The 26332-nt window shown below is 54.9% G+C and carries 27 protein-coding genes and 2 tRNA genes; 14 read left to right on the forward strand and 15 right to left on the reverse strand.

Annotated elements, in window-relative coordinates; all coding sequences use genetic code 11:
- On the forward strand, positions 1-432 hold a 432-nt coding region (locus tag HP459_RS07150), incomplete at its 5' end, for a C40 family peptidase (RefSeq protein WP_171936062.1).
- 122 nt (positions 433-554) lie between these two features.
- Positions 555-1136 carry a superoxide dismutase [Fe] gene (gene sodB / locus HP459_RS07155; RefSeq protein ID WP_017693553.1) on the forward strand — a complete coding sequence of 194 codons (582 nt, stop codon included), beginning with the start codon at positions 555-557 and terminating at the stop codon, positions 1134-1136.
- Between the two features lie 37 nt (positions 1137-1173).
- Here sodB and HP459_RS07160 read toward each other — a convergent pair whose 3' ends face one another.
- Both HP459_RS07160 and HP459_RS07165 read right to left on the reverse strand, forming a co-directional pair.
- Positions 1174-2340, reverse strand: a complete 1167-nt coding sequence (locus tag HP459_RS07160; protein WP_045622824.1) for an MFS transporter — start codon at positions 2338-2340, stop codon at positions 1174-1176.
- Positions 2341-2500: 160 nt separating this feature from the next.
- On the reverse strand, positions 2501-2590 hold the full coding sequence (locus HP459_RS07165) for a YnhF family membrane protein (RefSeq protein ID WP_003857632.1): 90 nt from the start codon (positions 2588-2590) through the stop codon (positions 2501-2503).
- Positions 2591-2887: 297 nt separating this feature from the next.
- On the opposite strand from HP459_RS07165, the gene purR reads away from it, so the two are divergent.
- Complete coding sequence (purR, locus tag HP459_RS07170; protein WP_006809011.1) at positions 2888-3913, forward strand: HTH-type transcriptional repressor PurR; 1026 nt, start codon at positions 2888-2890, stop codon at positions 3911-3913.
- A 17-nt stretch (positions 3914-3930) separates the two neighbouring features.
- Here purR and punR read toward each other — a convergent pair whose 3' ends face one another.
- A complete protein-coding gene (gene punR, locus HP459_RS07175) occupies positions 3931-4842 on the reverse strand; it encodes a DNA-binding transcriptional activator PunR (protein WP_022647895.1) in 912 nt (303 codons plus the stop codon).
- 112 nt (positions 4843-4954) lie between these two features.
- Here punR and punC point away from each other — a divergent pair, with 112 nt between their 5' ends.
- Together punC and cfa are read left to right on the forward strand one after the other, a co-directional pair.
- The gene (gene punC, locus HP459_RS07180) at positions 4955-6154 is read left to right on the forward strand and encodes a purine nucleoside transporter PunC (RefSeq protein ID WP_023299943.1); all 1200 of its coding nucleotides are present in this window, start codon (positions 4955-4957) and stop codon (positions 6152-6154) included.
- A gap of 298 nt (positions 6155-6452) precedes the next feature.
- Positions 6453-7601: a cyclopropane fatty acyl phospholipid synthase gene (cfa, locus tag HP459_RS07185; RefSeq protein WP_022647893.1), complete on the forward strand. Its 1149-nt coding sequence runs from the start codon at positions 6453-6455 to the stop codon at positions 7599-7601.
- 30 nt (positions 7602-7631) lie between these two features.
- Here the strand turns inward: cfa and HP459_RS07190 are convergent, their stop codons facing one another.
- Entirely contained in the window at positions 7632-8273 is a 642-nt protein-coding gene (locus HP459_RS07190; RefSeq protein ID WP_022647892.1) for a riboflavin synthase, read from the reverse strand.
- Between the two features lie 225 nt (positions 8274-8498).
- Between HP459_RS07190 and mdtK the strand changes: the two genes are divergently transcribed.
- From mdtK to HP459_RS07210, 4 genes are all read left to right on the forward strand, one after another.
- Positions 8499-9872 (forward strand): MdtK family multidrug efflux MATE transporter, encoded by a 1374-nt coding sequence (mdtK, locus tag HP459_RS07195; RefSeq protein WP_032622176.1) that lies wholly within the window; start codon positions 8499-8501, stop codon positions 9870-9872.
- 153 nt (positions 9873-10025) lie between these two features.
- Positions 10026-10102, forward strand: a tRNA-Val gene (locus tag HP459_RS07200).
- Between the two features lie 4 nt (positions 10103-10106).
- A tRNA-Val gene (locus tag HP459_RS07205) sits at positions 10107-10183 on the forward strand.
- 122 nt (positions 10184-10305) lie between these two features.
- The gene (locus HP459_RS07210) at positions 10306-11901 is read left to right on the forward strand and encodes an FAD-NAD(P)-binding protein (protein ID WP_126291124.1); all 1596 of its coding nucleotides are present in this window, start codon (positions 10306-10308) and stop codon (positions 11899-11901) included.
- Positions 11902-11929: 28 nt separating this feature from the next.
- On the opposite strand, the gene HP459_RS07215 is transcribed toward HP459_RS07210, so the two are convergent.
- A complete protein-coding gene (locus HP459_RS07215) occupies positions 11930-12565 on the reverse strand; it encodes a carbonic anhydrase (protein WP_022647889.1) in 636 nt (211 codons plus the stop codon).
- A gap of 72 nt (positions 12566-12637) precedes the next feature.
- Complete coding sequence (locus HP459_RS07220) at positions 12638-13420, reverse strand: MBL fold metallo-hydrolase (protein WP_171936063.1); 783 nt, start codon at positions 13418-13420, stop codon at positions 12638-12640.
- Between the two features lie 125 nt (positions 13421-13545).
- Here HP459_RS07220 and HP459_RS07225 point away from each other — a divergent pair, with 125 nt between their 5' ends.
- A complete protein-coding gene (locus HP459_RS07225; RefSeq protein WP_171936064.1) occupies positions 13546-13686 on the forward strand; it encodes a hypothetical protein in 141 nt (46 codons plus the stop codon).
- 56 nt (positions 13687-13742) lie between these two features.
- Here the strand turns inward: HP459_RS07225 and HP459_RS07230 are convergent, their stop codons facing one another.
- The 6 genes from HP459_RS07230 to HP459_RS07255 form a co-directional block, all read right to left on the reverse strand.
- Entirely contained in the window at positions 13743-15149 is a 1407-nt protein-coding gene (locus HP459_RS07230; protein ID WP_171936065.1) for a DUF1996 domain-containing protein, read from the reverse strand.
- A 144-nt stretch (positions 15150-15293) separates the two neighbouring features.
- Positions 15294-15461: a hypothetical protein gene (locus tag HP459_RS07235; RefSeq protein WP_022647883.1), complete on the reverse strand. Its 168-nt coding sequence runs from the start codon at positions 15459-15461 to the stop codon at positions 15294-15296.
- A gap of 118 nt (positions 15462-15579) precedes the next feature.
- On the reverse strand, positions 15580-15789 hold the full coding sequence (fumD, locus tag HP459_RS07240; RefSeq protein WP_003857676.1) for a fumarate hydratase FumD: 210 nt from the start codon (positions 15787-15789) through the stop codon (positions 15580-15582).
- A 108-nt stretch (positions 15790-15897) separates the two neighbouring features.
- Complete coding sequence (locus tag HP459_RS07245) at positions 15898-16710, reverse strand: MetQ/NlpA family ABC transporter substrate-binding protein (protein WP_003857677.1); 813 nt, start codon at positions 16708-16710, stop codon at positions 15898-15900.
- A gap of 23 nt (positions 16711-16733) precedes the next feature.
- The gene (locus HP459_RS07250; RefSeq protein ID WP_154849645.1) at positions 16734-17402 is read right to left on the reverse strand and encodes a methionine ABC transporter permease; all 669 of its coding nucleotides are present in this window, start codon (positions 17400-17402) and stop codon (positions 16734-16736) included.
- A complete protein-coding gene (locus tag HP459_RS07255) occupies positions 17395-18417 on the reverse strand; it encodes a methionine ABC transporter ATP-binding protein (RefSeq protein WP_023299939.1) in 1023 nt (340 codons plus the stop codon). The genes HP459_RS07250 and HP459_RS07255 overlap by 8 nt, the downstream gene beginning before the upstream one ends.
- 399 nt (positions 18418-18816) lie before the next feature.
- On the opposite strand from HP459_RS07255, the gene HP459_RS07260 reads away from it, so the two are divergent.
- From HP459_RS07260 to lpp, 4 genes are all read left to right on the forward strand, one after another.
- Entirely contained in the window at positions 18817-20187 is a 1371-nt protein-coding gene (locus HP459_RS07260; protein ID WP_171936066.1) for a cystathionine beta-synthase, read from the forward strand.
- A 12-nt stretch (positions 20188-20199) separates the two neighbouring features.
- Positions 20200-21345 carry a PLP-dependent aspartate aminotransferase family protein gene (locus HP459_RS07265; protein WP_171936067.1) on the forward strand — a complete coding sequence of 382 codons (1146 nt, stop codon included), beginning with the start codon at positions 20200-20202 and terminating at the stop codon, positions 21343-21345.
- Positions 21346-21722: 377 nt separating this feature from the next.
- Complete coding sequence (gene pykF, locus HP459_RS07270; RefSeq protein ID WP_015570703.1) at positions 21723-23144, forward strand: pyruvate kinase PykF; 1422 nt, start codon at positions 21723-21725, stop codon at positions 23142-23144.
- A gap of 312 nt (positions 23145-23456) precedes the next feature.
- Complete coding sequence (lpp, locus tag HP459_RS07275) at positions 23457-23693, forward strand: murein lipoprotein Lpp (RefSeq protein ID WP_001082307.1); 237 nt, start codon at positions 23457-23459, stop codon at positions 23691-23693.
- 60 nt (positions 23694-23753) lie between these two features.
- Here lpp and HP459_RS07280 read toward each other — a convergent pair whose 3' ends face one another.
- From HP459_RS07280 to sufS, 3 genes are all read right to left on the reverse strand, one after another.
- Entirely contained in the window at positions 23754-24767 is a 1014-nt protein-coding gene (locus HP459_RS07280) for a L,D-transpeptidase family protein (RefSeq protein WP_038415919.1), read from the reverse strand.
- Between the two features lie 97 nt (positions 24768-24864).
- The gene (gene sufE / locus HP459_RS07285; RefSeq protein WP_171936068.1) at positions 24865-25281 is read right to left on the reverse strand and encodes a cysteine desulfuration protein SufE; all 417 of its coding nucleotides are present in this window, start codon (positions 25279-25281) and stop codon (positions 24865-24867) included.
- A 14-nt stretch (positions 25282-25295) separates the two neighbouring features.
- Positions 25296-26332: cysteine desulfurase SufS (gene sufS / locus HP459_RS07290; RefSeq protein ID WP_171936069.1), on the reverse strand; the 1037-nt coding region annotated here is incomplete at its 5' end.

Consider the following 26332-nt stretch of genomic DNA (forward strand, 5'->3'; position numbering starts at 1 on the left):
CTGGCTGACGTGCATAAAGCGCGTATGCAGAAAGCGCAAAAAACGGCGATGAATAAACTGATGGGGCAAATAGGTAAACCATATCGCTGGGGTGGCACCTCTCCGCGCACCGGTTTTGACTGTAGTGGGCTGGTTTATTATGCCTATAAAGATCTGGTGAAGTTTCGCATTCCACGCACCGCCAATGAGATGTACCATCTGCGCGACGCCGCGCCTGTAAACCGTGGCGAACTGCAAAATGGCGACCTGGTGTTCTTCCGCACCCAGGGACGCGGCACGGCCGATCACGTTGGGGTGTATGTGGGTAACGGTAAATTTATCCAGTCACCGCGCAGCGGTCAGGACATTCAGATCACCTCCCTCAGTGAAGATTACTGGGTGCGCCACTATGTGGGTGCGCGCCGAGTGATGACGCCAAAAACCATTCGCTAGACCCTGCCCTGCCGCCTCCGTGGCGGGGTAAGTTCCTCTTTTGCATACCCTTTCAATTTGCTATTCTGTCCTTGTTGTCTGTAGGGTTATTGGCAACGTATAAAACTATAAGGAGAGTAGCAATGTCGTTCGAATTACCTGCACTACCGTATGCAAAAGACGCCCTGGCTCCGCACATTTCTGCGGAAACCCTGGAGTACCATTACGGCAAGCATCACCAGACCTATGTCACCAACCTGAATAACCTGATCAAGGGCACCGATTTTGAAGGCAAAACGCTGGAAGAGATTGTGCGCAGTTCAGACGGTGGCGTATTCAACAACGCCGCTCAGGTGTGGAACCACACCTTCTACTGGCACTGCCTGGCTCCAAATGCAGGCGGAGAACCTACCGGTGAGCTGGCCGCAGCGATTAACGCCGCGTTCGGCAGTTTCGCGGATTTCAAAGCGAAATTTACTGACGCAGCCGTTAAAAACTTTGGCTCCGGCTGGACCTGGCTGGTAAAAGAGGCTGATGGCAAACTGGCTATCGTTTCCACTTCTAATGCGGGTACCCCTCTGACCACCAGCGCAACGCCGCTGATGACCGTGGACGTATGGGAACACGCCTATTACATTGATTACCGTAATGCGCGCCCGAACTACCTGGAACATTTCTGGGCACTGGTTAACTGGGAATTTGTTGCGAAGAACTTCGCCGCATAAGGGACACGCAGAAGGGGCAACCCTTCTGCGTTTTTATTTATTCCGCCGTACACACCGCTTCTGGCTGTTTACGCCCGGACATCAACACCAGCAGCAAGCCGAGTGCGGCAATGATCGCCCCCATCACCGGCACAAAGCTGTAACCCAAACCACCCGAAATCACCGCCCCACCCGCTGCGGCTCCCAGCGCATTTCCCAGGTTAAACGCACCGATATTCACGGATGATGAGAGCCCCGGCGCCTCATGCGCAACACGCATCACGCGCATCTGCAACGGCGGCACCACGGCAAAGGTTGCGGCGCCCCACACCACCATGGCAACCGCGGCGCCCACTTCGTTACGCGCCAGCCACGGGATCGCCACCATGATGACAATCAGCAGCGTTAAAAAACCTTTCAGCGTCCCGCTGACGGAGCGATCTGCAAATTTCCCGCCGAGATAGTTGCCAATCGAGAACCCGACACCAATCAGCACCAGCATCGCGGTAACAAAGAGTGGCGTTGCGTGGGTTATGTCGTGCAGCACCGGGGAGATATAGGTGTAGAGCGTAAACATCGCCCCTGCCCCCAGCACCGTGGTGAGCAGCGCGGACAACACCTGAGGACGCATCAGCACCGCCAGCTCTTTACGTACTTCCGGACGTTCTCCCGCACTCCCTTTGGGCAGCGAGAAGAACAGCGCGACCATCGCGACCACGCCCAGTCCGGCGGTTGCGAGGAAAGACATACGCCAGCCGATGGCTTCTCCGAGCCAGGTGGCAGCGGGAACGCCGCCGATATTAGCGATGGTGAGGCCCATAAACATAGTGGCTACCGCGCTGGCCTGCTTATGTTTTGGCACTACGCTTGCGGCAACAACCGAGCCCAGCCCGAAGAAAGCGCCGTGGTTCAGGCTGGTCAGAATACGGGAAAGCATCAGCGTGGTGTAATCCGGCGAAATCGCGGAAAGCACATTTCCGAGAGTAAAAATTGCCATCAGGAAAATCAGCGCATTGCGTCGCGCGCGGTGCGAAAGCAGCAGCGTCATCAGCGGTGCGCCCACCATCACGCCGATCGCATAGGCGCTAATCAACATACCGGCCGCAGGGATAGAGACGTCCACACCCCGGGCGATAACAGGCAATAACCCCATCGGGGAGAATTCAGTGGTGCCAATCCCAAAGGCGCCAATCGCCAGGGCCAGCAGGGGAAAATTGATTTTCATGAAAAGACTCCGGATACCGTGCCGTTACCCGGCACAGACTAAGAAGGCAAAAGCATGACATCAATCACAAAAAATGAGAAGTTAACATTTTGGCAAAAGATTTTTGCCGGAGAGGTAACAATAGCGGCAAGGGAGGGAGAAGACTCTCCCTCCACCTAAATCAGTGCAGCGCAGCGGTTAAACCACCCGCAACAATCAGGGCAAGAACAACAATGGTGGTAAACAGCGAAAACTTCAGATCGGTACTCATCAATTTTTCTCCTTTTATTCACCCTACGAAAAGTGAGCTTGCTCATTTTTACACAGTTCAGGTCAAAAATCTTCCAGGATTTAAACGGATATCTACTTTACCTCTTCCCCTTTTCATCAAGATAGGACAAAATTCCACGCTAAATTTATTAGCGTACCGGCCACTGACCCCCTCCTGACGTCCTGTGTCGTTTTCCCGGCGTGTCGCAACTCATGTTTGCGTAATAAGGGTGAGAGAAGGCAAACGTTTACCTTCATTTTTTTCAGGAGCTTAGGATATGGTCTGGAGTGACATTTAATGGCAACAATTAAAGACGTAGCAAAACGCGCAAACGTTTCCACTACAACCGTATCACATGTTATTAACAAAACGCGTTTCGTCGCAGAAGAGACGCGTAATGCCGTTTGGGCAGCAATCAAAGAACTGCACTACTCGCCAAGTGCGGTCGCCCGTAGCCTGAAGGTTAATCACACCAAATCGATTGGCCTGCTGGCCACCAGCAGTGAAGCGGCTTACTTTGCTGAAATCATCGAAGCCGTTGAAAAAAACTGCTTTCAGAAAGGCTATACCCTGATTCTGGGCAACGCGTGGAACAACATTGAAAAACAGCGCGCTTACCTGTCGATGATGGCGCAAAAGCGCGTCGACGGCCTGCTGGTCATGTGTTCTGAATACCCTGAGTCGGTGCTTTCCATGCTGGAAGAGTATCGCCACATTCCGATGGTAGTGATGGACTGGGGCGAGGCGCGCGCAGACTTCACCGACTCTGTTATTGATAACGCCTTTGAAGGCGGCTACATGGCCGGGCGTTATCTGGTAGAACGCGGGCATCGTGAAATTGGCGTGATCCCGGGCCCGCTGGAGCGTAACACTGGTGCTGGCCGTCTGGCCGGTTTCATGAAAGCGATGGAAGAGGCGCTGATTACCGTGCCAGAAAACTGGATTGTCCAGGGCGATTTCGAGCCGGAGTCGGGCTATCGCGCCATGCAGCAGATCGTCTCCCAGCCGCATCGCCCTACCGCTGTGTTCTGCGGCGGCGATATCATGGCAATGGGCGCGCTCTGCGCGGCGGATGAACTCGGCCTGCGCGTTCCGCAGGACATCTCGGTGATCGGCTATGATAACGTTCGCAACGCCCGTTTCTTTACCCCGGCGCTGACCACCATTCACCAGCCGAAAGATTCGCTGGGTGAAACGGCCTTCAATATGCTGATGGACAGGATCGTCAACAAGCGAGAACAGTCCCAGTCCATTGAGGTCCACCCGCGCCTGATTGAACGCCGTTCCGTTGCCGACGGTCCGTTCCGCGACTACCGACGTTAATCTCTTTACGGGGCCAGCTACGCTGGTCCCCGCAACCACTCCCGGTTCAGCGTTTCGCTGTCTCCCAGATAATCCAGCAGCCAGGCCATGGCGGGCGAGACGTCGTTTTGCTGCCACGTCAGACAGCATGCAGCATCCGGGAAAGGATTTTCCAGCGTCAGAGCCACCCACTCTCCCGCGTCGATGCGCGGGCGCGCAAAATGCACCGGCACCATGCCAACGCACAGCCCCGCGCTCAGACAGGTGGCTGACGACTCCCAGTCCGGCGCAACCACGCGGCGCTGATTATCCAGCAGCCAGGTAATGCGCTTGGGCAGCGAGCGGGAGGTATCTTCCAGCACCAGCGAGGGCCAGTTGCGTAAGGTGTCATCACTCAGCGGCCCGTCCAGCGCCGCCAGCGGGTGATCGCGCGCGACCACGCAGGTCCAGCTCAGCATGCCCATGTCGCGAAACGCGTAGCGCCCGCCAACCGGGATCGCCTGGGTTGCACCAATCGCCATCTCCGCCCTGCCGTCCGCCAGCGCATCCCATACGCCGTTGAACACTTCCTGCGACACACGCAGTTCGACGTCGGAAAAATGACGATAGAAATCGACGATCATCTGCCGGGTCCGCTCCGGCTTAACGATGTTATCCACCGCGATAGCGAGATGTCCGCGCCAGCCGTTGGCGATCTGCTGGCACTGCTCACGGGTGATCTGCATTTTTTTGATAACAGACCGACCTTCCTTCAAAAACCACGCGCCGGCCGGCGTGAGCTCCACGTCGCGATGACGCCGCTCGAACAGCGGGACCGCCAGCCACGCCTCCAGCTGGCGCACCGTATAGCTGATAGCCGAGGGAACGCGGTGCAACTCCTGGGCGGCACCGGTAAAGCTGCCGTTACGCGCCACGGCATCAACCACTTCAAGGGAATAATCTGACCACATCTTTAGCCTGCAAATTTTTTGAATGCACCCACCAAATATTAGCGTTTCACAAGCCGCTTTGCACTCCCTACACTCTGCGCCAACGTACACCTGCCTCCTCAGGAGAAAAAAAGTGCAACCCAGGAAAGGATTTTTAGTCTGGCTCGGCGGCTTAAGCGTGCTGGGCTTTTTGGCGACCGACATGTATCTGCCCGCCTTCGCCGCGATGCAGGAAGATTTGCAAACTCCTGCCGCCGCCATCAGCGCCAGTTTGAGTTTATTCCTTGCAGGTTTTGCTTTTGCGCAACTACTCTGGGGACCGCTCTCTGATCGTTTTGGCCGTAAGCCCGTCCTGTTGCTGGGACTGGCGATTTTTGCCGTAGGCTGTCTGGGCATGCTGTGGGTCCGCGATGCCGCCTGGTTATTGGTATTGCGCTTTATTCAGGCGGTCGGCGTCTGTGCCGCAGCGGTCACCTGGCAGGCGCTGGTGACCGATTACTACCCCGCCTCACGCACTAACCGCATTTTCGCCACCATCATGCCGCTGGTCGGCCTGTCTCCGGCGCTCGCTCCGCTGCTGGGCAGCTGGATCCTGGCGCATTTCGACTGGCAGGCCATTTTCGCCACGCTCTTTGCGATCACGCTGGTCCTGATGCTGCCCGCGTTCGGGCTTAAACCTGCGCATAAAAAAGAGACGCATCCGGACGCGAAGCCCATCACCTTTACCTCTTTACTACGGTCGAAAGCCTATCGCGGTAACGTGCTGATTTATGCCGCCTGCTCTGCCAGCTTCTTTGCCTGGCTTACCGGTTCACCGTTCATTTTGCATGACATGGGCTACAGCCCGGCGGCTATCGGCCTGAGCTATGTACCACAGACCATCGCCTTCCTGGTGGGTGGCTATGGCTGTCGCGCCGCGCTGCAAAAATGGGAAGGCCAGCAGATGCTGCCCTGGCTGCTGGTGCTGTATGCGCTAAGCGTGATTGCGACCTGGGCTGTCGGCTTTATTCCCGGCGCCGGGCTTGCAGAAATTTTGATTCCGTTCTGCGTCATGGCGATCGCTAACGGGGCCATTTACCCTATTGTTGTAGCCCAGGCGCTGCGTCCATTCCCGCAGGCGACAGGCCGCGCTGCCGCGCTGCAAAATACCCTGCAACTTGGCCTGTGCTTCCTGGCAAGTCTCGTGGTCTCTGCGTTGATTGCAACCCCGCTGCTCACCACCACCAGCGTGATGCTGGTCACCGTTGTGCTGGCAGGATTGGGTTATCGCATGCAGTCCTCCGCCCATCGCGAGCAGAGTGAAAACGCGCAGACAGAAACGTCGCACGCCTGATTACGCGGGAAACTATGTTAAAAACCAGTGATTAGGTTGCTAACAATTTTCTGTTGAATCACCAAATTTTGCGGCCTATACTGAATTTGGTTCGATTAAATACGATAAATATTAAGTGTTAACGGGAGCCGGAGCGCTCCCGTTTTACCATGGAAGGCATTTCGGCAAGGGTTATCTCCCTTCCTCTGTTCTACGTCGGATATTAGCCTCGCGGGCATTTACCGTGAGATTTCTCACAAACCAAAAAAGCGTCTACGCTGTTTTAAGGTTCTGATCACAGCAAGGTGATGGAGAAGCTATGAGTTCATCGTGTATAGAAGAAGTCAGCGTTCCGGACGATAACTGGTCCCGGATCGTCAGTGAACTGTTGGGACGTGCGGGCATTACGATTAATGGCTCATCCCCCTCCGACCCCCAGATTAAACATCCCGATTTTTTCAAACGCGTGTTACAGGAGGGATCGTTAGGGCTGGGTGAAAGCTATATGGACGGCTGGTGGGAGTGTGAGCGGCTGGATATGTTCTTCTCCAGCGTTTTACGCGCCGGTCTTGAAAATCAGCTCCCTCGTCATTTCAAAGATACGTTACGTATCGCCTCCGCCCGCCTGTTCAATCTGCAAAGTAAAAAGCGCGCGTGGATCGTCGGTAAAGAGCATTATGACCTGGGCAACGATCTTTTCAGCCGTATGCTCGACCCGTTAATGCAGTATTCCTGCGGATACTGGAAAAAAGCGACAACCCTGGAAGAGGCGCAGCAGGATAAGCTACAGCTGATTTGCGATAAATTGCAGTTGCAGCCCGGCATGCGCGTGCTGGACATCGGCTGTGGTTGGGGCGGCCTTGCCTGGTTTATGGCGAAACATTACGGTGTCAGCGTAGTCGGCGTCACGATTTCAGCTGAACAGCAGAAGATGGCACAGGAACGGTGTCTGGGTCTGGATGTCGATATTCGGCTTCAGGATTACCGCGACCTGAATGAGCAGTTCGATCGGATTGTTTCCGTGGGTATGTTCGAGCACGTGGGGCCAAAGAACTACAAGACTTATTTCGACGTCGCCGACCATAACCTGAAGCCTGACGGAATTTTCCTGCTACACACCATCGGCTCTAAACGCACCGATAACAATGTGGATCCCTGGATCAACAAATATATCTTCCCGAATGGTTGTTTACCCTCTGTTCGCCAGATTGCGAACGCCAGCGAACCGCATTTTATTGTGGAAGACTGGCATAACTTCGGCGCAGATTACGACACCACGCTGATGGCCTGGCATGAACGTTTCCAGGCTGCATGGCCTGAAATCGCCGACAACTATTCGGAACGATTCAAACGGATGTTTAGCTATTATCTGAATGCCTGCGCGGGTGCGTTCCGCGCGCGGGATATACAGCTGTGGCAGGTGGTGTTTAGTCGTGGGATTGAGCACGGCCTGCGCGTGGCCCGCTGAAAAATAACCCCGGTTACCCGGGGTTATTTTTTATTCTTCTTCCACGGCCTTTATTATCGCCGCCTCTTTCGCCGCCAGCACGCGCTCAACGGTATCCACGACCGCCTGGGTCTGCGGATCAATTTCGATATTTACGCGCTGCCCCAGTTTTTTTGCGCCAAGCGTAGTACGTTGCAGCGTTTCAGGAATTAAATGCACGCAAAAACGCGTTGGCGTCACTTCACCGACGGTCAGACTAATCCCATCGATGCCAATAAATCCTTTATAAAGGATGTATTTCATTAATGACGGATCCTGCACCTTAAACCAGATTTGACGGTTATTTTCCGAGGTCACGATTTTCGCCACTTCTGCGGTGGTCATAATATGGCCCGACATCAGATGCCCGCCAATCTCATCGCTGAATTTCGCCGCACGTTCAACGTTGACGGTATCCCCCACCACCAGCTCACCCAGGTTAGTGATGCGCAGCGTCTCTTTCATTAAATCAAAGCTTATCTGGTTACCGTTAATTTCGGTCACCGTCAGGCAGCAGCCGTTATGCGCTATCGACGCCCCGGTTTCAATGCCGTCGAGCATATATTCAGGCAGCTCAACTACGTGAGTGCGGAAATTCGGTTTTTCATCAATGGACACCACTTTGGCAGTGCCCTGCACAATACCAGTAAACATGCTTACAGCTCCTGTTCATTCCGAACGGCGATGACACCGTATAATCCCACCACAATAACAGTTGAAAAAACAGGTTGCCAGTGATGCGCAATTTCTGGCGATTTTTTCACTAGATAATTAGTTAAACCCCGCTACAATAGCTGGCATCCCTCTGTTTTTTCTTCTTGCTGCCAGTAACGGCGGCCTTTTTAGTCTCTCAAATAACTACAATACAAAGGTGTTCACGTGCAGAAGTATATGATCGAAGCGCGTCAGTTATTGGCACTGGCCATACCGGTGATCGTCGCGCAGGTAGCCCAAACCGCAATGGGATTTGTGGATACGGTAATGGCCGGTGGTTACAGCGCCACCGATATGGCCGCCGTGGCGATCGGAACCTCAATCTGGCTCCCGGCCATTCTGTTTGGTCACGGCCTGCTGCTGGCGCTGACGCCCGTTATCGCGCAGCTTAACGGCTCCGGTCGACGCGACCGCGTAGCCCATCAGGTGCGCCAGGGCTTCTGGCTGGCCGGGGGTGTCTCCGTCCTGATTATGATCGTCCTGTGGAACGCCGGGTATATTATCCGCGCCATGCATAATATCGACCCGGCGCTGGCAGATAAAGCAGTCGGTTATCTGCGCGCCTTGCTCTGGGGCGCGCCCGGTTATCTCTTCTTCCAGGTGGCTCGTAACCAGTGTGAAGGGCTGGCAAAAACCAAGCCGGGCATGGTGATGGGCTTTATCGGCTTGCTGGTGAACATTCCCGTGAACTACATCTTCATCTACGGTCATTTTGGCATGCCGGAACTCGGCGGCGTGGGTTGTGGCGTGGCGACGGCTGCGGTGTACTGGGTGATGTTCGGCTGTATGCTCACCTACGTTAAACATGCGCGATCCATGCGCGACATTCGTAACGACACCGCCTTTAGCACGCCTGACTGGTCGATGATGAGCCGCCTTACCCAACTGGGTCTGCCCATTGCGCTGGCGCTGTTCTTTGAAGTGACGCTGTTTGCCGTTGTCGCCCTGCTGGTCTCGCCGTTAGGGATTATTGACGTGGCAGGCCACCAGATCGCCCTGAACTTCAGCTCTTTGATGTTCGTCCTGCCGATGTCCCTGGCTGCTGCGGTGACGATTCGCGTGGGCTTCCGTCTGGGGCAAGGCTCGACGCTGGATGCGCAAACGGCAGCCCGCACCGGGCTGGGCGTCGGCGTCTGCATGGCAGTCTGTACCGCGCTCTTTACCGTGCTGTTGCGTGAGCAAATTGCCCTGCTCTATAACGACAACCCGGAAGTAGTGACCCTGGCCTCGCATTTGATGCTGCTTGCGGCCATTTACCAGATCTCTGACTCCATCCAGGTAATTGGCAGCGGCGTGCTGCGTGGGTATAAAGATACGCGTTCCATCTTCTTTATCACCTTTATCGCTTACTGGGTTCTGGGCCTGCCGAGTGGGTATATTCTGGCGCTCACGGATCTGGTGGTGGATCGCATGGGGCCAGCCGGATTCTGGATGGGCTTTATCATCGGCTTAACGTCTGCAGCCATTATGATGATGCTGCGCATGCGCTTCCTGCAACGTCAGTCGTCTGCGGTAATTTTGCAACGCGCTGCGCGTTAATGACACAGTAGCCGCCGGCTGACGGCTACTTTCTCTTCACTTTGCGCGGTAATGAAGCAATCGCGTGAAATCAGAGAGAAAAATGCATTTTCCCTCTTGCCACCTTGGGGCTGTGCCGCTAATATTCGTCCCCGTTGTCACCGACAACACAATGCGTTCATAGCTCAGTTGGTTAGAGCACCACCTTGACATGGTGGGGGTCGTTGGTTCGAGTCCAATTGAACGCACCATTCTGCGTCCGTAGCTCAGTTGGTTAGAGCACCACCTTGACATGGTGGGGGTCGGTGGTTCGAGTCCACTCGGACGCACCATTTCAGTCCTGAAATGGTGCAAAAATCCTCTTCTGAACGTCTTAATTTTTCCCTTCATTGAATGACTTAACCTTTCTCCTGCTACGCTTATTCTATGGTTCAGAAACGCAGGAACGCTTTCGATGAAAAAAATTGCCATTATCGGCTCAGGCCCAACAGGGATTTACACCTTCTACTCACTTCTTACCAACGCAGCGCCCCTTTCGATCACCGTGTTTGAGAAAGCAGATCAGCCCGGCGTCGGTATGCCTTACAGCGATGAAGATAACTCCCGACTGATGCTGGCGAATATCGCCAGTATCGAAATCCCGCCCATTTTTATCACCTATCTCGACTGGCTTAAACAGCAAAATGCAGCCCACCTTGCCCGCTATAGCGTCGACAAAGACAAACTGCACGACCGGCAGTTTTTGCCCCGTATTCTGCTGGGTGAATATTTCCACGACCGTTTTCTCGCCGTCGTTGCCGAGGCGAAAAAGGCAGGATTTCAGGTCGAGGTTCATCCCAACGCAGAAGTAACGGATATCAAAGCAGATGCAGACGGCGTGGCCCTGTCAGTGAACGATGCGCCTTTCTCCAGAAGATTTGACCTTGCCGTGGTCGCCACCGGTCACGTCTGGCCTGATGAAGATGAATCCACCCGCGACTATTTCCCAAGCCCATGGTCGGGGCTGATGGACGCGGATATCCGAGCCTGTGAGGTGGGGATTATGGGTACCTCCCTCAGCGGACTGGACGCTGCTATGGCGGTAGTAATGCAGCATGGTCGGTTTAGCGGGGAGCAGTTCGTTGTCAATAAAGGTAGTGAGGGGCTAAACATCACGCTGATGTCCCGCTCGGGCGTTCTTCCGGAGGCCGACTTTTACTGCCCTATCCCTTATGAACCGCTGTCGGTGTTAACGGAGTCTGTGGCAGAAAGCGAAATTGCCAAAGGCCCTGACGGGCTGCTTGACCGCATCTTTGCACTGATGGTGAAAGAGCTTGAGCTGGCCGATCCGCGCTGGTGCCAGGCGATAGCGATCGGCACGCTGAATGCTGACACGCTTCGTGATGTCTGGTTTGAGGATCGTAAAAAGCATGGTCCTTTCACCTGGGCCGAAGCGAATCTGAAAGAAGTGGAGCGCAATAAGTGCGAGAAACGCACCGTTGCCTGGCGCTATACCGTGCTTCGTCTGCATGAAGTAGTTCAGGCCATTGTCCCTTCACTCAATGAACGTGACAGAGAACGGTTTAAATCCGGGCTGGAGCGTGTGTTTATTGATAACTATGCCGCCATTCCACCGCAGTCTATCCGCCGGTTACTGGCACTGCGCGAGGCAGGGATCATTAGCGTAGTCGCACTCGGTGATGATTACGACCTGGATATCGGCAGCGATCAGACCGTCATCACCACGAAAGAAAAGCGTTATCGCTTCGACGTCTTTATCGATGCCCGCGGGCAGAAACCGCTCAGAAATAAGGATATTCCCTTCCCGACGCTGCGCAAACAGCTTGAGGAAACGGGGGATGAAATACCGGACGTGGGGGAAGACTACACGTTGCTGTCACCTGCGTCTCTGCGCGGACGTATCGCTTTTGGGGCGATCCCCTGGCTGATGCACGATCATCCGTTTGTTCAGGGGTTGTCTGAGTGCGCTGAAATTGGTAAAGCGATGGCGAAAGCGGCGGGGAATCCTGCATCTGGCGTGCGACGGAAGTTACCTTACACGGAGTTTTAACAGGGCTTCCCTGCCCTGCGGTGTCGGATTACTCGAAGAAGACTTCCGGGTTTTCCGACAACGACACGAAGGATTTAGTGTTCTTGTCCAGGGCAAGGATTTTGCCGCTTTCGATGTCATATACCCAGCCGTGCAGGCGAATGGCGTTGTTGCGCAGGCCTACCGCCACCGACGGATGGGTCTTGATGTTGCTCAGCTGAGCAAAGACGTTCTCCTGCACCATCGCATTCACTTTATCGATTGGCTGATCCCAGGTTTTCTTCTCAACCACCGCTTTTGCCGCATCAGAATAGCGCAGCCAGTGGGAAACGGCTGGCATCGGCTCCAGATCGGCGTTGTCAGCAATCGCCTTCATCGCGCCGCAGTTGGAGTGGCCGCAAATAACAATATCGGTCACGCCAAGGGCCACTACCGCGTATTCGATGGTTGCAGAGACACCGCCAGGCTCCGGCCCGAACGGTGGCACAATGTTGCCCGCGTTTCGAATGACAAAGAGCTGTCCTGGCTCCTGCTGCGTGACCAGTTCCGGAACCAGACGGCTGTCGGAGCAGGAGATAAACAGCGCTTTGGGATTCTGACTGGACGCTAAACTACGAAAAAGCTCTTTACGTTGCGGGAAAATCTCTTTTTGAAAGCTGAGAAAACCTTCAATGATATGTTGCATAGCCATTTCTCTTTTATCTGTTTTAGTTTAGGTATGATCGCGATCACACTCGTAAAATTTAACCACCGTGCCTTAGCGGAGACAAGCAATATATTTCTGGCCCGACCGCTGCACAATCTCATCTGCGTTCGCCGGGATGTTTTGCCCTTCAAAGGCCCCGTACAGTCGCTGGTACGTTTTCCCGGTCAGTCGACCGATCACCGATTCAACGGTGCGGGCAGGCAGCGGCAGCATATTCGGATAACTCCACATAAACGACACGGCGTCCTTACCAGGCGTAACCTGCAAAATATCACCGGCCAGCAGCACGCCGTCGCCTGACTGCCAGTGCAGTACCGTGCCGCCTGCAAAATGCCCGCCCAGACGCAGCAGCGTCACCGACGGCAAAATCTCCAGGGCGTCCTCCTCCCAGAAGCGTATCGCCGGACTGTCACGCATCACCCACTGCCGATCGCTGGCGTGCAGGTAGATCGGCGCGTTAAACGCGGCGGCCCACTCCTGCATGGTGGTGTAGTAATGTGGGTGCGAAATCGCGATCGCGCTGATGCCCCCGAGCGCGTCAACTAACGCTCTGGTCGCCGGATCGAGGTTGGCGATGCAGTCCCACAGAACATTGCCCTGCGGCGTACTCAGCAGAAGCGCCCGCTGGTTGATGGCAAAAGCGGGAACGGTTTTGATGCTGAACAGCTGCGGCTCCAGCTGTTGCCATTTGTTGGTGTGCGTGGTCGTAAGGCTGTCGAAGTCCGTCCATGCCTGGCCCGTCACCGGGACATACTGGCGCTCATCGTCGCAAATCGGGCAGTTTTTGGGCTGTTTATCGTAAGCGGTACCGCAGGTTTTACAGAGTGTAATCATCGGCTTTCCTCAGCAATAAAGCACTGAGTATGGCAGGGATTAACCATATGTGCTGAGGGGTGCCTGGCCCGCTTTTTTTGACTTATACTGTGCCAGTATCAAAAACTGAATAACGCAGGTGGCACATGGAAATTGATCTCGATAACTTAGTCTTTAACGGGCTGGATGAAGCAGAAGAGCGCAACGCGGAACGTCTCGACGATGCGGATAAAAAAGCCCAGGCGATTGTCGCCAATGACGACTGCGGCGATGCCTGCAAGATCTGACGAGAAAGCACCGGAAGCCCCGGTGCTTTTTTTATGCATGAGGGTTTCACGCGTTATCAGATCTCCGGCGTTTTGCTAAACCCGGTCAGCATCAGGATCAGGCTTTGTTGAGATGACCCCGTCTCAAACTGATAGTGATTTCCCTGACGATCGCCGCCGATATACCACGAAATTTCGGTTTTCCCTTCTGCCAGCGCCTTGCGCACCGCTTTATCCACGTCCACCATCCGGTATTCGCGGGAGTGGTTCAGGTAAAGCACCGCATCCGAGCGATAGTTGCAGGGCGGCCGTGAATGCCAGCTCACGGTGGCCGGATCCCAGTCGTTGCTCGCCGGATAGAAGAAGATTTGATCCGCGCCGTTGGTTTCCACTTTCCCGCCATAAATTCTCACGCGGTATTTAAACTGGGCAGGATCCTGTCCGGCAGGCAGCGGAGGAATGTTGAACTTCACCAGCGACAATGTTTCGCTGTTTTTCATCCTTCCGCCGTTCTTCCAGTTGTCCTGCACCAGTAAGACCTGGGGATCGGGTTGTGAAAGTGCGGGTTCCATGCTGCTGAGCCAGACGTTGGCCTTCGCTTTTGAATAACCATACGGCACGGTGGTGCCGCAATCCATTCCGCGGTTCATGCACAGGTCGGTCATAAAGCGCGCGGCATCTTCCGTCCAGCCGTTCATGAAGTCAGCATGCGCCGTATACAGGCTCCCCCATCGCTCTTCACGTTCACTGCCATGCATGGTGGGGTCGAGGGAAAGCTGGACTTTACTGGTATCCAGAGAGCTAATTGTCGGAAGCACGTACGCAATATTCATGTTCACCGTCGGGATCTTCACCGGGAAGGCGGACGGACACTGTCCTTTCGTATCGTAGGTGGCGTTAGCCAGGCCGTGGGCGGGCTTCAGGTTGACCCCGTCCCAGCAGTTCGGGAACTGAACGCCGATATTAAACTGCACGGCATCCTTCGCCTTGCGTAAGCCGCAGACTTCACCCGTTCTGGTGGTGTAGCCCTTGCCGTTGGCGCATAAAAAGGTGATATGTGGATTTGGCGCGGTGCCGTGATGATCGCCCGCCAGCAGCGACAGCCCCGCCGGGAACGGGTGCAGTGGCCAGGCGTCAACGTTCGATGCCTGATAATAGGTTTTTTGATAGGCGGGTTTGACCACCGTTCCGTCCGGTAATTTTAGCGACGGAGCCCAGTAGGCCGAGCTGTCTGCATTGTTATCGCAGGTGGTCTTTTCCTGGGTACGCAGCGATTCACGGCTGGAGTAAGCATCCGTTTGCACGTTACCAAAAAAATCGTGCAGCATGGCCTCGTTGGGCATGCCGTACATCATAATGGCATCATCGCCGAGGGTATGGGAATAACTGCATACAACATGCGCCTGTGGACCAGCGTGTGCCGCCTGCATGGCAAGCAATAGCACGGTGGCAGAAAGCGCGGGGGTTAATACTGTCCGTTTCATTATTATCTCCATCTGAGAAAGGAGATAGTGGTAACAAAACGGCTATCGTTTACCGAGGATTAGCCAGGGCATTTTTCCCTTCATTCTCACTTTACACGCATCACGCACAGCTCATTCCAGTACATTTCGCGCGTCCGGCGAAGTTCAGCGTGACGTTTTAACATAGAACCACTCCGGGTCGATGTTGGCTACGTCCACGCCATAGAGGCTGGCGACAGGCAGTATTGACTCAAGAACACGTTGCGCGCTGTTCTCCGCATTCGCTGGTCGGGGCGCAAAAAACCGCCGTAACGTGCTTATCCATTTTTTCATCGTCATTACCCTTCTCGCTTAACCTGGAGTCAGTTAAACACGCCTTCATCATGAAGAGGAAATAACAATAATGACTGTTGATATGCAGGATCTGAAAAACTCGCGAGACGCTGTCGTCCTAACCGGCCAGCGCTTTAACCACCGTTTCCATCGCTTTGGTGGTCAACTCACTGCGCTTAACGCGCTGGTTCGCCAGCGCGGTACGCAGTACCCCGGCAATCACGATATGCTTGGGCTCCTGCCCTAAGTCACGCATCTCCAGAACGACCTTGCCAACCACCCGACACATCTCCTGGTACAGCGCTTCGTCTTTGGTCACATTGCCCATTGCCATCACTCCGTTGCCCTAAACCGTCAGCTTAAATCATTCGTCGGCTGGATACAAAAAAGAAGCCCGGCGTGTTGTTCGCCGGGCTTCGTCTGGAAAATCAGGCGATTAGTTGTTTACCGGGATGACCGCGCCTTTGTATTTGGTGCGGATCCAGTCCTGAATCTCTTTGGAGTGCAGCACGTTCACCAGCGCGACGATATCCTTCTTCTTCTCATCACCGCGATGAACGGTAATGATGTTGGCGTACGGGTTATTCTCACCGCTTTCAACCGCAATTGGATCGTGGACCGGATCCAGACCGGCATCAATTGCGTAGTTGGCGTTGATCACCACCGCAGCACCTTCGTCGTTGTTGTACATCTGCGGCAGCAGAGATGCCTCGACGTTAGGGGTGAATTGCAGCTTTTTCGGGTTCTCCACAATATCGCTGATGCGCGCGGTCACTTTATCGATGCCTGGCTTCAGTTTGATCACGCCCTCTTTTTCGAAGATGGAGAGAATACGCCCTTCCTCGGAAACCGCATCACGCATGATGATTTTGCCGCCTTCCGGCAGATCCTTCAGCGATTTGTATTTTTTTGAATAGATACCGATCGGCTCAATGTGGATTGCGCCTGCACTGACAAAATCATAATCCTTATCGCCCGCATGATCTTTAAGCACGCTGTTCAGGTAAGGGATGTGCTGGAAATAGTTGGCATCAATGTCATGCCCTGCCAGCGCCGTGTTTGGCAGAATGTAGTCCTGGAACGGTTTAATCTCCAGATCGATCCCCTGCTTTGCCAGAATCGGCTTAGCCTGCTCCAGAATTTCCGCGTGCGGGGTGTTGGACGCCCCCACGGTGAGCGTGTCCGCCCAGGAGGCAAAGCTCAGGGCGCTCAGGGTGGCTGCGGCGATCAGTGTCAGTGTCTTTTTCATGATGTGGTTCCTGTGTGTATTTATTAGCGTTTATCTAACAGTGAAGTAATGGCATCGCCGCAGAACTGGATAATGAACACGATGATCAGAATGGTCACCGTTGCCACCAGCGTGACGTCACCATGGTTGCGCTGGAATCCTTCCAGATAAGCCAGATTTCCCAAACCGCCGGCACCTATCACCCCCGCCATTGCGCTGTAGCTCACCAGCGCAATCAGCGTCACCGTCATACCTGAAACCAGTGCGGGTGAAGATTCCGGCAGTAAAACCCGAAACACTAACGTGCTCAGCCGCGCGCCCATCGAACGCGTGGCTTCAATTACCCCTTTATCCACTTCCCGCAGGGCAATCTCGACCAGACGGGCGTAGAACGGCGCGGCGCCCACAATCAGGGCGGGCAGCGCAGCGTTAGCGCCGAGAATGGTCCCCACAACGGTCTTGGTGAACGGGATCAGCAGAACAATGAGAATGATGAACGGAATCGAGCGGAACACGTTCACCACAATCGACATCACGCTGTAGACCGTGCGGTTGTGGAATAACCCGCCGCGGGCGGTTAAAAACAGCGCCAGACCGAGCGCGATCCCCAGAACAAACGTCGCCACGCCGGAAAGCGCGGTCATGTAGAGCGTCTCCTGGGTTGCAGCCCAAAGTTGATCCCACTTCAGGTGCGGAAAGAGTTCATCAGCCATGCTTGATTACCTCGCCTTCAATATCGCTTTGCTTCAGGTCGGCGAGGATATTGTTCAGTTGTTCATCCGATGCCACCACGTGCACCCAGAGCTGCCCGAAAACACCGTGGGCGGTTTGCGTCATTTTGCCGTGCAGGATGTTAAACGGCAGGCCGTAGCGCAGGGTCAGTTCACCGACGATCGGCCTGTGCGTGCTGTGCCCGGTGAAGGTGAGCTTGATGACCGCGCCCTCCAGCTCATTTGCCAGTTCGGTATTGAAGGTCTCTTCCTCCGCGTACTGGCTCACCTGGCGGACAAACTGCCGGGTGATCGGCTGCTGAGGATGCGTAAACACGCTGAGTACCTCCCCCTCTTCCACCACCTTGCCGTTCTCCATTACCGCCACGCGGTCGCAGATTTTGCGCACCACGTGCATCTCATGCGTAATGAGTACGATGGTCAGGTTAAAACGACGGTTAATGTCCAGGAGCAGATCGAGGATCTGATCGGTGGTCTGCGGATCCAGCGCCGAGGTAGCTTCGTCACACAGCAGTACGTCCGGATGATTGGCCAGCGCGCGGGCAATGCCCACACGCTGTTTTTGCCCGCCGCTCAGCTGGGACGGGTAGGCATTCTCGCGCCCCTTCAGGCCGACCAGCTCCACCAGCTCGGCAACGCGAGCCTGAATTTGCGCTTTTGGCACACCGGCAATTTGCATTGAAAAGGCGATGTTTTCCTTCACCGTGCGCGACCAGAGCAGATTAAAGTGCTGGAACACCATGCTGATTTTCAGGCGTGCCTGACGCAGCGCTTCTCCCTTCGCGGCGGAGATATCCTGACCGTTAATGGTGACGCTGCCGGCGCTGGGCTTTTCCAGACCGTTCAGCAGACGGATAAGCGTACTTTTCCCGGCCCCGCTGTAACCAATGATCCCGTAAATCTGTCCCTGCTCTATCGTCAAGTTGACGTTATCAACGGCTGTCAGCGCCAGCTTCCCGTTGTCAAAAACCTTCGAAATATTACTGAGTACGATCATTCTTATTCGTTATCCGTTACGCATATAGCGGTTTAGCAGTATGGATGTCCAAAAGATAGTAAACAGCCGTTATCAGCTTTTAAATGACCAAAAAAGAATTTCTTATAATGCGGAGGAATAAGCAGCGAACTGGCGGGTGAAAAGCATTTAGATGAATATCTGCAATAATTATCTGCCTTTTGCATATCATGTCTCATTCATCCGACGAAATTGGTTAATTTTTCAGCACTATGTACTGATATAGCCATCCTCACATCCGGGCACCTTTACGTCTTGCTGTCTTTCAATCCAAAAACATAAGGATTATTCCTTTCTGTTCTAAAACCCAGTGAAACGTTCTTTATTGAGAAAATTTCATGGTCCTATCATCCGGTCATCACCTCTTCACAGGACATGACCATGACGCTTTACCACTCCGTCACCGAACTAATTGGCCATACGCCACTCATCCAGCTGCACAAGCTGGATACCGGCCCCTGCTCGCTGTTTCTGAAGCTGGAAAATCAGAATCCAGGCGGCTCGATTAAAGACCGCGTCGCGCTGTCGATGATTAACGAAGCCGAGCGTATGGGGCAGCTACGGCCCGGCGGCACCATTATTGAAGCCACGGCGGGGAACACCGGCCTGGGGCTGGCGTTGATTGCGGCGCAAAAGGGATACTCGCTGATCCTGGTGGTGCCGGACAAAATGAGCCGCGAGAAGATTTTCCACCTGCGCGCGTTAGGAGCGCAGGTCGTGCTGACCCGTTCAGATGTGAATAAAGGGCATCCGGCCTACTACCAGGATTATGCCCGGCGGCTGGCGAACGAACTGCCAGGCGCGTTTTATATCGACCAGTTCAATAACGCGGCCAATCCGCTGGCGCACCGCACCACTACCGCACCGGAACTGTTTGAACAGCTTGACGGCCAGATCGATGCCATCGTCGTCGGCGTGGGGTCCGGCGGTACGCTGGGTGGCTTACAGGCGTGGTTTGCAGAACATTCGCCGCAGACGAAATTTGTGCTTGCCGATCCGGCCGGGTCGGTGCTGGCGGACCAGGTTGAGACCGGACGTCATCACGATGCCGGATCGTGGCTGGTTGAAGGGATTGGCGAAGACTTTATCCCTCCGCTGGCGCACATCGAAGGGGTTAACCGCGCCTGGCGCATTACCGATCGCGAGGCGTTCACCACCGCCCGCGATCTGCTAAAAACGGAAGGGATCCTGGCAGGCTCCTCCACCGGCACGCTGCTGGCGGCGGCGCTGAAATATTGCCAGGCGCAGACTACGCCAAAACGTGTGGTCACCTTCGCCTGCGACAGCGGCAATAAATACCTCTCAAAGATGTTCAACGACGACTGGATGCGCCAGCAGGGGCTGATTTCGCGTCCGCAGGCAGGCGATCTCTCGGACTATATTGCCCTGCGCCACGATGAAGGCGCGACGGTGACTGCCGCCCCGGACGACACGCTTTCCACCGTGCTGGCCCGCATGCGCCTGTACGACATCTCCCAGCTGCCGGTGCTCGATAACAACAAGGTCGTCGGCATCATCGACGAGTGGGACCTGCTGCGACACATTGAGGGAGATGCCGATCGCTTCTCTCTCCCCGTGACGGCGGCCATGACGCGTCAGGTCGAATATCTGGATAAGCAGGCCCCGGAGAGCGCCCTGTACACCATCTTTGACCGTGGCCTGGTGGCGATTATTTATGACGAAGACCGCTTTCTGGGTCTGATCACACGCAGTGACGTACTCACCGCCTGGCGTAACCGCCTGACGAAATAAAAGGAGCAAAAGATGAAAAACCTGGCCACCCTCAGCGTTCACAGCGGTGAGTATTACGACACGCACGGCGCCGTGATGCCTCCAATTTACGCCACGTCGACGTTTGCGCAACCGGCACCGGGTGAACATACCGGCTACGAATACTCCCGGAGCGGCAACCCAACCCGCCATGCGCTGGAGACCGCCATCGCCGAACTGGAAGGCGGCACGCGCGGGTACGCCTTCGCGTCAGGGCTGGCGGCCATTTCCACCGTGCTCGAACTGCTGGATAAAGACAGCCATATCGTTGCCATTGACGACGTGTATGGCGGTACGTATCGCCTGATCGAAAACGTGCGCAAGCGCAGCACCGGGTTACAGGTGAGCTGGGTTAAGCCGGACGATGTAGCCGGACTTGAGGCCGCCATTCGCCCGAACACCCGCATGATCTGGGTGGAAACGCCGACGAACCCGCTGCTGAAACTGGCCGACCTGGAGGCCATCGCAGACATTGCCCGGCGCCATAATGCGATCAGCGTGGCGGATAATACCTTCGCCTCCCCGGTCATTCACCGGCCGCTGGAGGCGGGGTTCGACATTGTGGTTCACTCCGCCACCAAATATCTCAACGGTCATTCAGACGTGGTTGCCGGGCTGGCTGTTGTCGGGGCAAATAAGGATCTCGCGGAGCGTCTGGGCTATCTGCAAAATGCGGTTGGCGGCGTTCTGGATCCGTTCAGCAGCTTCCTGACGCTACGGGGGATTCGCACCCTCTCCCTGCGCGTTGAGAAGCACAGTGCCAACGCGCTGGCGATTGCGCAATGGCTGGAGCAGCATCCGCAGATAGAGAGCGTGCTCTATCCCGGGCTGGAGTCACACCCCCAGTATGCGCTTGCCCGCAGACAAATGGCGCTGCCGGGCGGCATGATCTCCGTTGTGATTAAAGGCGATGCGCAACGCGCGACAGAGGTGATTCGTCATCTTACGCTCTTTACCCTGGCGGAAAGCCTGGGCGGGGTGGAGAGTCTGGTGAGCCAGCCCTACAGCATGACCCACGCCTCCATTCCACTGGCGCAGCGTCTTGCAAACGGCATTGTGCCGCAGCTGATACGCCTGTCGGTGGGGATTGAGGATGCGAAAGATCTGATCGCCGACCTTCAGCAGGCGCTGGAAAAGTGAGCAAAAAACGGCGGGCGTTGCGCCTGCCGTCATAAGATGACATTAGGCCTTAACGCCTTGATAACAAACTTATGTGAATCTGCACAGATTGTTTTTGAAACGCTGTTTCCATTTTCCTTTTTACTGTGAATCAGCGTATAATGCGCGCCAAATCCCTGGTGAATGGTTTCAGCGCTTGGAATACAAAAAACAACGTACAACTTCTCCTCTCCTTCGTTGGGCTGGCACTCAGGCACACTTTCTTCTGCACGCTCATTTGATGTCACCTATTCTTAGTGCGTGTCATATACTCTTTCGCAACACAGGTTTGACTCCGCGGCGGTGCGCCCCCGGAGCGAGATTTCCATATCCTTCCCAACTTAAAGACTAAGACTGTCATGAAAAAGACGAAAATTGTTTGTACTATCGGCCCGAAAACCGAATCCGAAGAGATGCTGAGCAAAATGCTGGATGCCGGCATGAACGTGATGCGTCTGAACTTCTCCCACGGCGACTATGCTGAACACGGTCAGCGTATTCAGAACTTGCGCAACGTGATGAGCAAGACCGGGAAAAAAGCGGCAATCCTGCTCGACACCAAAGGTCCTGAAATCCGCACCATCAAACTGGAAGGCGGTAACGACGTTTCCCTGAAAGCGGGCCAGACCTTCACCTTCACCACCGACAAATCCGTTGTAGGTAATAACGAAATCGTTGCCGTGACCTACGAAGGCTTCACCAGCGATCTGTCCGTTGGCAACACCGTGCTGGTGGATGACGGCCTGATCGGCATGGAAGTGACCGCGATTGAAGGTAACAAGGTTATCTGTAAAGTGCTGAACAACGGCGATCTGGGCGAAAACAAAGGCGTTAACCTGCCGGGTGTGTCCATTGCTCTGCCAGCGCTGGCTGAAAAAGACAAACAAGACCTGATCTTCGGCTGCGAACAAGGTGTGGACTTCGTTGCGGCGTCCTTCATCCGTAAACGTTCTGACGTGGTTGAGATCCGTGAGCACCTGAAAGCGCACGGCGGTGAGAACATTCAGATCATCTCCAAGATCGAAAACCAGGAAGGCCTGAACAACTTCGACGAAATCCTTGAAGCGTCTGACGGTATCATGGTAGCGCGTGGCGACCTGGGCGTAGAAATCCCGGTTGAAGAAGTGATCTTCGCGCAGAAGATGATGATCGAGAAATGCGTTCGCGCGCGAAAAGTGGTTATCACCGCAACGCAGATGCTGGACTCCATGATCAAAAACCCACGTCCTACCCGTGCTGAAGCCGGCGACGTGGCGAACGCCATCCTCGACGGTACCGATGCCGTTATGCTGTCTGGCGAATCTGCAAAAGGGAAATACCCTCTGGAAGCGGTCGGCATCATGGCGACCATCTGTGAGCGTACCGACCGCGTGATGAAAAGCCGTCTGGATTACAACAACGACAGCCGTAAACTGCGCATCACCGAAGCCGTGTGCCGTGGTGCGGTAGAAACCGCCGAGAAACTGGAAGCCCCACTGATTGTCGTGGCGACCCAGGGCGGTAAATCTGCGCGTGCCGTGCGTAAATACTTCCCGGATGCGACCATTCTGGCGCTGACCACCAACGAAACCACCGCGCGTCAGCTGGTGCTGAGCAAAGGCGTGATCCCACACCTGGTGAAAGAGATTGCCTCTACCGATGATTTCTATCGTCTGGGTAAAGAAGTGGCTCTGGAACTGGTTGATTGTGGCCTGGCTCAGAAAGGCGACGTGGTGGTTATGGTTTCTGGTGCACTGGTACCAAGCGGTACAACCAACACTGCATCTGTCCACGTACTGTAATATTTCACGAACAAATTATTGTTTTGTTAAAAAGCGTCCTTCGGGGCGCTTTTTTTATTCCCGCCATTAACCAGAACTATTCAAAAAGCAAATCGGGTTTTTCTATTTAATCGCGATTTATCTAAGATGAATCCGATGAAAAATGCCTTTTTTAACATAGCTTTTTCGTCAAAATTGCCGATTTCGTTGCTTCTTTGAGCGAACGATCAAAAATAGGCGTAATCCCATCAAAAAAATATTCTCAACCCAAAAAACTTTGTGTAATACTTGTAACGCTACATGGAGATTAACTCAATCTAGAGGGTATTAATAATGAATCGTACTAAACTGGTACTGGGCGCGGTAATCCTGGGTTCTACTCTGCTGGCAGGTTGCTCCAGCAACGCTAAAATCGATCAGCTGTCTTCTGACGTTCAGACTCTGAACGCTAAAGTTGACCAGCTGAGCAACGACGTGAACGCAATGCGTTCCGACGTTCAGGCTGCTAAAGACGACGCAGCTCGCGCTAACCAGCGTCTGGACAACCAGGCTACTAAATACCGTAAGTAATAGTACCTGTTAATAAAATGGCGCACATTGTGCGCCATTTTTTTTGCCTTCGTCAAACCTCTACTGAAGCGCTTTCTCTCCCTCGCCTTCCGTCACCGCCGCTGAGACACGACTGTTCTGAACCGACAGGACAGAATTGCTGGCTGACGAACCATTGCCTGCTGAAACGGCAACCGGGATCCCGGCTCTGCGCGCCAGAGCTTTGTCGATTAGCGTTTTATCGCTACCTGATTCCGCTGCGAAGGCGGTAAACGCCGCAGAGTGCGTGAACGGCACCGTCTGTGGGTTTTCGCCCTCAGCCTGCGCCAGCGGCCTGTGCACCTCGATATAACGTTTGCCGTCCGGCTCGACGGAGAACTTCACCGGCTCATTGATAATCTGCACCCGCGTGCCGACGCGCACTTGTTCAAACAACGCTTTGATATCCGGCGCGTTCATTCGCATACAGCCCGAGCTGACCCGTAGCCCTACGCTGTCCGGCGCGCTGGTGCCATGAATAAGATATTCCCCATTCCCGATGCCCAGACGCAGCGCAAAGCGCCCCAGCGGGTTATTTGGCCCTGCGGGCACCACAGGCGGCAGTTTAATGCCCTGCGCCAGTGAGCGCGCTCTGATGCCCGCTGTGGGGGTCCAGGTAGGGTTAGGGATTTTCTGACTCACACGGGTGGTGCTGACCGGTGTTTCCAGCCCAAGCTGACCAATACCCAGCGGATAGACCTGCACGATATTTTCGCCAGGCGGATAGAAGTAAAGACGCAGCTCCGCCAGATTCACCACAATGCCCTCACGCTCGGTGTCCGGGAGCAGCATCTGGGAAGGAATGGTAATGACCGTTCCTGGCGCAGGGTTTACCGGTGCAATGGTATTATTGGTTTCAAGGATAAGCTGTGCGGCGGTATTAAACCGACGAGCGATAGCCTGGAGCTTATTGTCGCCTTCCTGAATGGTGTATGTCTGATTTTGCCCAATCAGGCGGCTGCCTGCGGGCGGTAAAGGATAATCAACCGCCCTGGCTGAATTAACAGCACTGAGCGAACCAAGGAGTAATAGAGTTATTAGAGACGCGCGCTTCATGCTGAGATTCCTTATTCACTGACCAAACGTCAGAAAGCTGAAAAACCAGCGAGGTGGAAACCACCCCGCGAAACAGAATGAATGCTGTTCTGTCAGTTTAGCTAAGGATTGCGGCTTTGGCGCGTATGGCGCGGATCATCGCTTCCAGTCCCTGGGAGCGGGACGGGGTGAGGTGTTGGGTTAAGGCCATTTTTTCAAACCACGAGCGAACGTCAAAGGCGACAATATCCTGCGCCGACATCTGGTGATAAAGAATAAATACGACGGCAATAAGCCCCTTCACAATGGCGGCATCGCTGTCACCCTGTAAATCGATTACGCCATCATCCGTCTGCTGCATCTGGATCCAGACCTGGCTCTGGCAGCCCTGAATGATGTTGTCCCGGTTATGCGCCTCTTCGCTGAGCGGCGGCAGGCGCTGACCTAGCTCGATAATATAAAGGTATTTCTCTTCCCAGTTTGCGCAACGCCCAAAGTTACGCAGCAATTTATCTCTGTCCGGCAAATCTGCCATCTCACGCCTCTCCGTTAGCCAAGCAGCTGGTGAATACGTTTTAGTCCCGCCACCAGTCTGTCGACCTCTTCCGTTGTGTTGTACATCACCAGCGATGCGCGGCACATGGCCGGTACCTGATAATACGCCATCAGTGGCATCGCGCAGTGATGCCCGGTACGTACGGCGACGCCGTAATTATCCAGGAAACTGCCCACATCATAAGCGTGATGCTTGCCGAGGTTGAAGGCTATCACACCCAGACGGTCAGCAGGGCCATATAAGGTCAGATCCGGGACGCCGGCAAGCTCCTGCAAGGCATATTGCATCAGCAGCTGTTCGTACTCCTGAATCGCCGCCAGCCCCGTTTCAGAGACGTAGCTAATGGCCGCGCCCAGCCCGATGATCCCGCCTGTGTTTGGCGTACCCGCCTCGAAGCGCCAGGGCGCCCGGGCGTAGGTTGTGCCTTCCGTCAGGCTGACGGTGGCAATCATTGACCCGCCCCCTTCCCACGGCGGCATGGCCTGAAGAATGTCCTCTTTCACATACAACACGCCGATGCCCGTCGGACCATACAGCTTGTGCCCGGAGAAGACGTAGAAATCGCAGTCCAGAGTCTGAACGTCAACCGCATGGTGCATCACCGCCTGGGCACCATCAATCAACACTTTCGCACCGGCCTGATGGGCTTTGTCGACGATCAGCGCCACCGGATTTTCCGTCCCCAGCACGTTTGAAACGTGGGTCACCGCTACCAGCCGCGTTCTGTCGTCAAGCAGGGCGTCCAGCTGTTCAAGCTGAAGCGTACCGTCTTCGTTTAGCGGGATCACCCGCAGTTGCGCCCCCACACGCTCACAGAGCATCTGCCAGGGCACGATGTTAGCGTGGTGCTCTAGCTGGGTGATGATGATGTTATCTCCCGCGTGCACCTGCGCATTGCCCCAGCTGTTAGCCACCAGGTTGATCCCTTCGGTGGTGCCACGCACGAACACCAGCTCTTCCGGCGAACGCGCGTTGAGAAACGCCGCAACCTGCGTGCGCACGTTTTCCATGCGCTGGGTCGCCTCGGCGC

It is taken from the genome of Enterobacter sp. CM29 (assembly GCF_013179605.1).
GTDB lineage: Bacteria > Pseudomonadota > Gammaproteobacteria > Enterobacterales > Enterobacteriaceae > Enterobacter > Enterobacter intestinihominis.

Excerpts from the sequence above, each read along its gene's own strand:
- sodB (WP_017693553.1), top strand. The coding sequence starts at position 555 with ATGTCGTTCGAATTACCTGCACTACCGTATGCAAAAGACGCCCTGGCT.
- HP459_RS07160 (WP_045622824.1), bottom strand. The coding sequence starts at position 2,340 with ATGAAAATCAATTTTCCCCTGCTGGCCCTGGCGATTGGCGCCTTTGGG.
- HP459_RS07165 (WP_003857632.1), bottom strand. The coding sequence starts at position 2,590 with ATGAGTACCGATCTGAAGTTTTCGCTGTTTACCACCATTGTTGTTCTT.
- purR (WP_006809011.1), top strand. The coding sequence starts at position 2,888 with ATGGCAACAATTAAAGACGTAGCAAAACGCGCAAACGTTTCCACTACA.
- punR (WP_022647895.1), bottom strand. The coding sequence starts at position 4,842 with ATGTGGTCAGATTATTCCCTTGAAGTGGTTGATGCCGTGGCGCGTAAC.
- cfa (WP_022647893.1), top strand. The coding sequence starts at position 6,453 with ATGAGTTCATCGTGTATAGAAGAAGTCAGCGTTCCGGACGATAACTGG.
- HP459_RS07190 (WP_022647892.1), bottom strand. The coding sequence starts at position 8,273 with ATGTTTACTGGTATTGTGCAGGGCACTGCCAAAGTGGTGTCCATTGAT.
- HP459_RS07210 (WP_126291124.1), top strand. The coding sequence starts at position 10,306 with ATGAAAAAAATTGCCATTATCGGCTCAGGCCCAACAGGGATTTACACC.
- HP459_RS07215 (WP_022647889.1), bottom strand. The coding sequence starts at position 12,565 with ATGCAACATATCATTGAAGGTTTTCTCAGCTTTCAAAAAGAGATTTTC.
- HP459_RS07220 (WP_171936063.1), bottom strand. The coding sequence starts at position 13,420 with ATGATTACACTCTGTAAAACCTGCGGTACCGCTTACGATAAACAGCCC.
- HP459_RS07225 (WP_171936064.1), top strand. The coding sequence starts at position 13,546 with ATGGAAATTGATCTCGATAACTTAGTCTTTAACGGGCTGGATGAAGCA.
- HP459_RS07230 (WP_171936065.1), bottom strand. The coding sequence starts at position 15,149 with ATGAAACGGACAGTATTAACCCCCGCGCTTTCTGCCACCGTGCTATTG.
- HP459_RS07235 (WP_022647883.1), bottom strand. The coding sequence starts at position 15,461 with ATGAAAAAATGGATAAGCACGTTACGGCGGTTTTTTGCGCCCCGACCA.
- fumD (WP_003857676.1), bottom strand. The coding sequence starts at position 15,789 with ATGGGCAATGTGACCAAAGACGAAGCGCTGTACCAGGAGATGTGTCGG.
- HP459_RS07245 (WP_003857677.1), bottom strand. The coding sequence starts at position 16,710 with ATGAAAAAGACACTGACACTGATCGCCGCAGCCACCCTGAGCGCCCTG.
- HP459_RS07250 (WP_154849645.1), bottom strand. The coding sequence starts at position 17,402 with ATGGCTGATGAACTCTTTCCGCACCTGAAGTGGGATCAACTTTGGGCT.
- HP459_RS07255 (WP_023299939.1), bottom strand. The coding sequence starts at position 18,417 with ATGATCGTACTCAGTAATATTTCGAAGGTTTTTGACAACGGGAAGCTG.
- HP459_RS07260 (WP_171936066.1), top strand. The coding sequence starts at position 18,817 with ATGACGCTTTACCACTCCGTCACCGAACTAATTGGCCATACGCCACTC.
- HP459_RS07265 (WP_171936067.1), top strand. The coding sequence starts at position 20,200 with ATGAAAAACCTGGCCACCCTCAGCGTTCACAGCGGTGAGTATTACGAC.
- pykF (WP_015570703.1), top strand. The coding sequence starts at position 21,723 with ATGAAAAAGACGAAAATTGTTTGTACTATCGGCCCGAAAACCGAATCC.
- lpp (WP_001082307.1), top strand. The coding sequence starts at position 23,457 with ATGAATCGTACTAAACTGGTACTGGGCGCGGTAATCCTGGGTTCTACT.
- HP459_RS07280 (WP_038415919.1), bottom strand. The coding sequence starts at position 24,767 with ATGAAGCGCGCGTCTCTAATAACTCTATTACTCCTTGGTTCGCTCAGT.
- sufE (WP_171936068.1), bottom strand. The coding sequence starts at position 25,281 with ATGGCAGATTTGCCGGACAGAGATAAATTGCTGCGTAACTTTGGGCGT.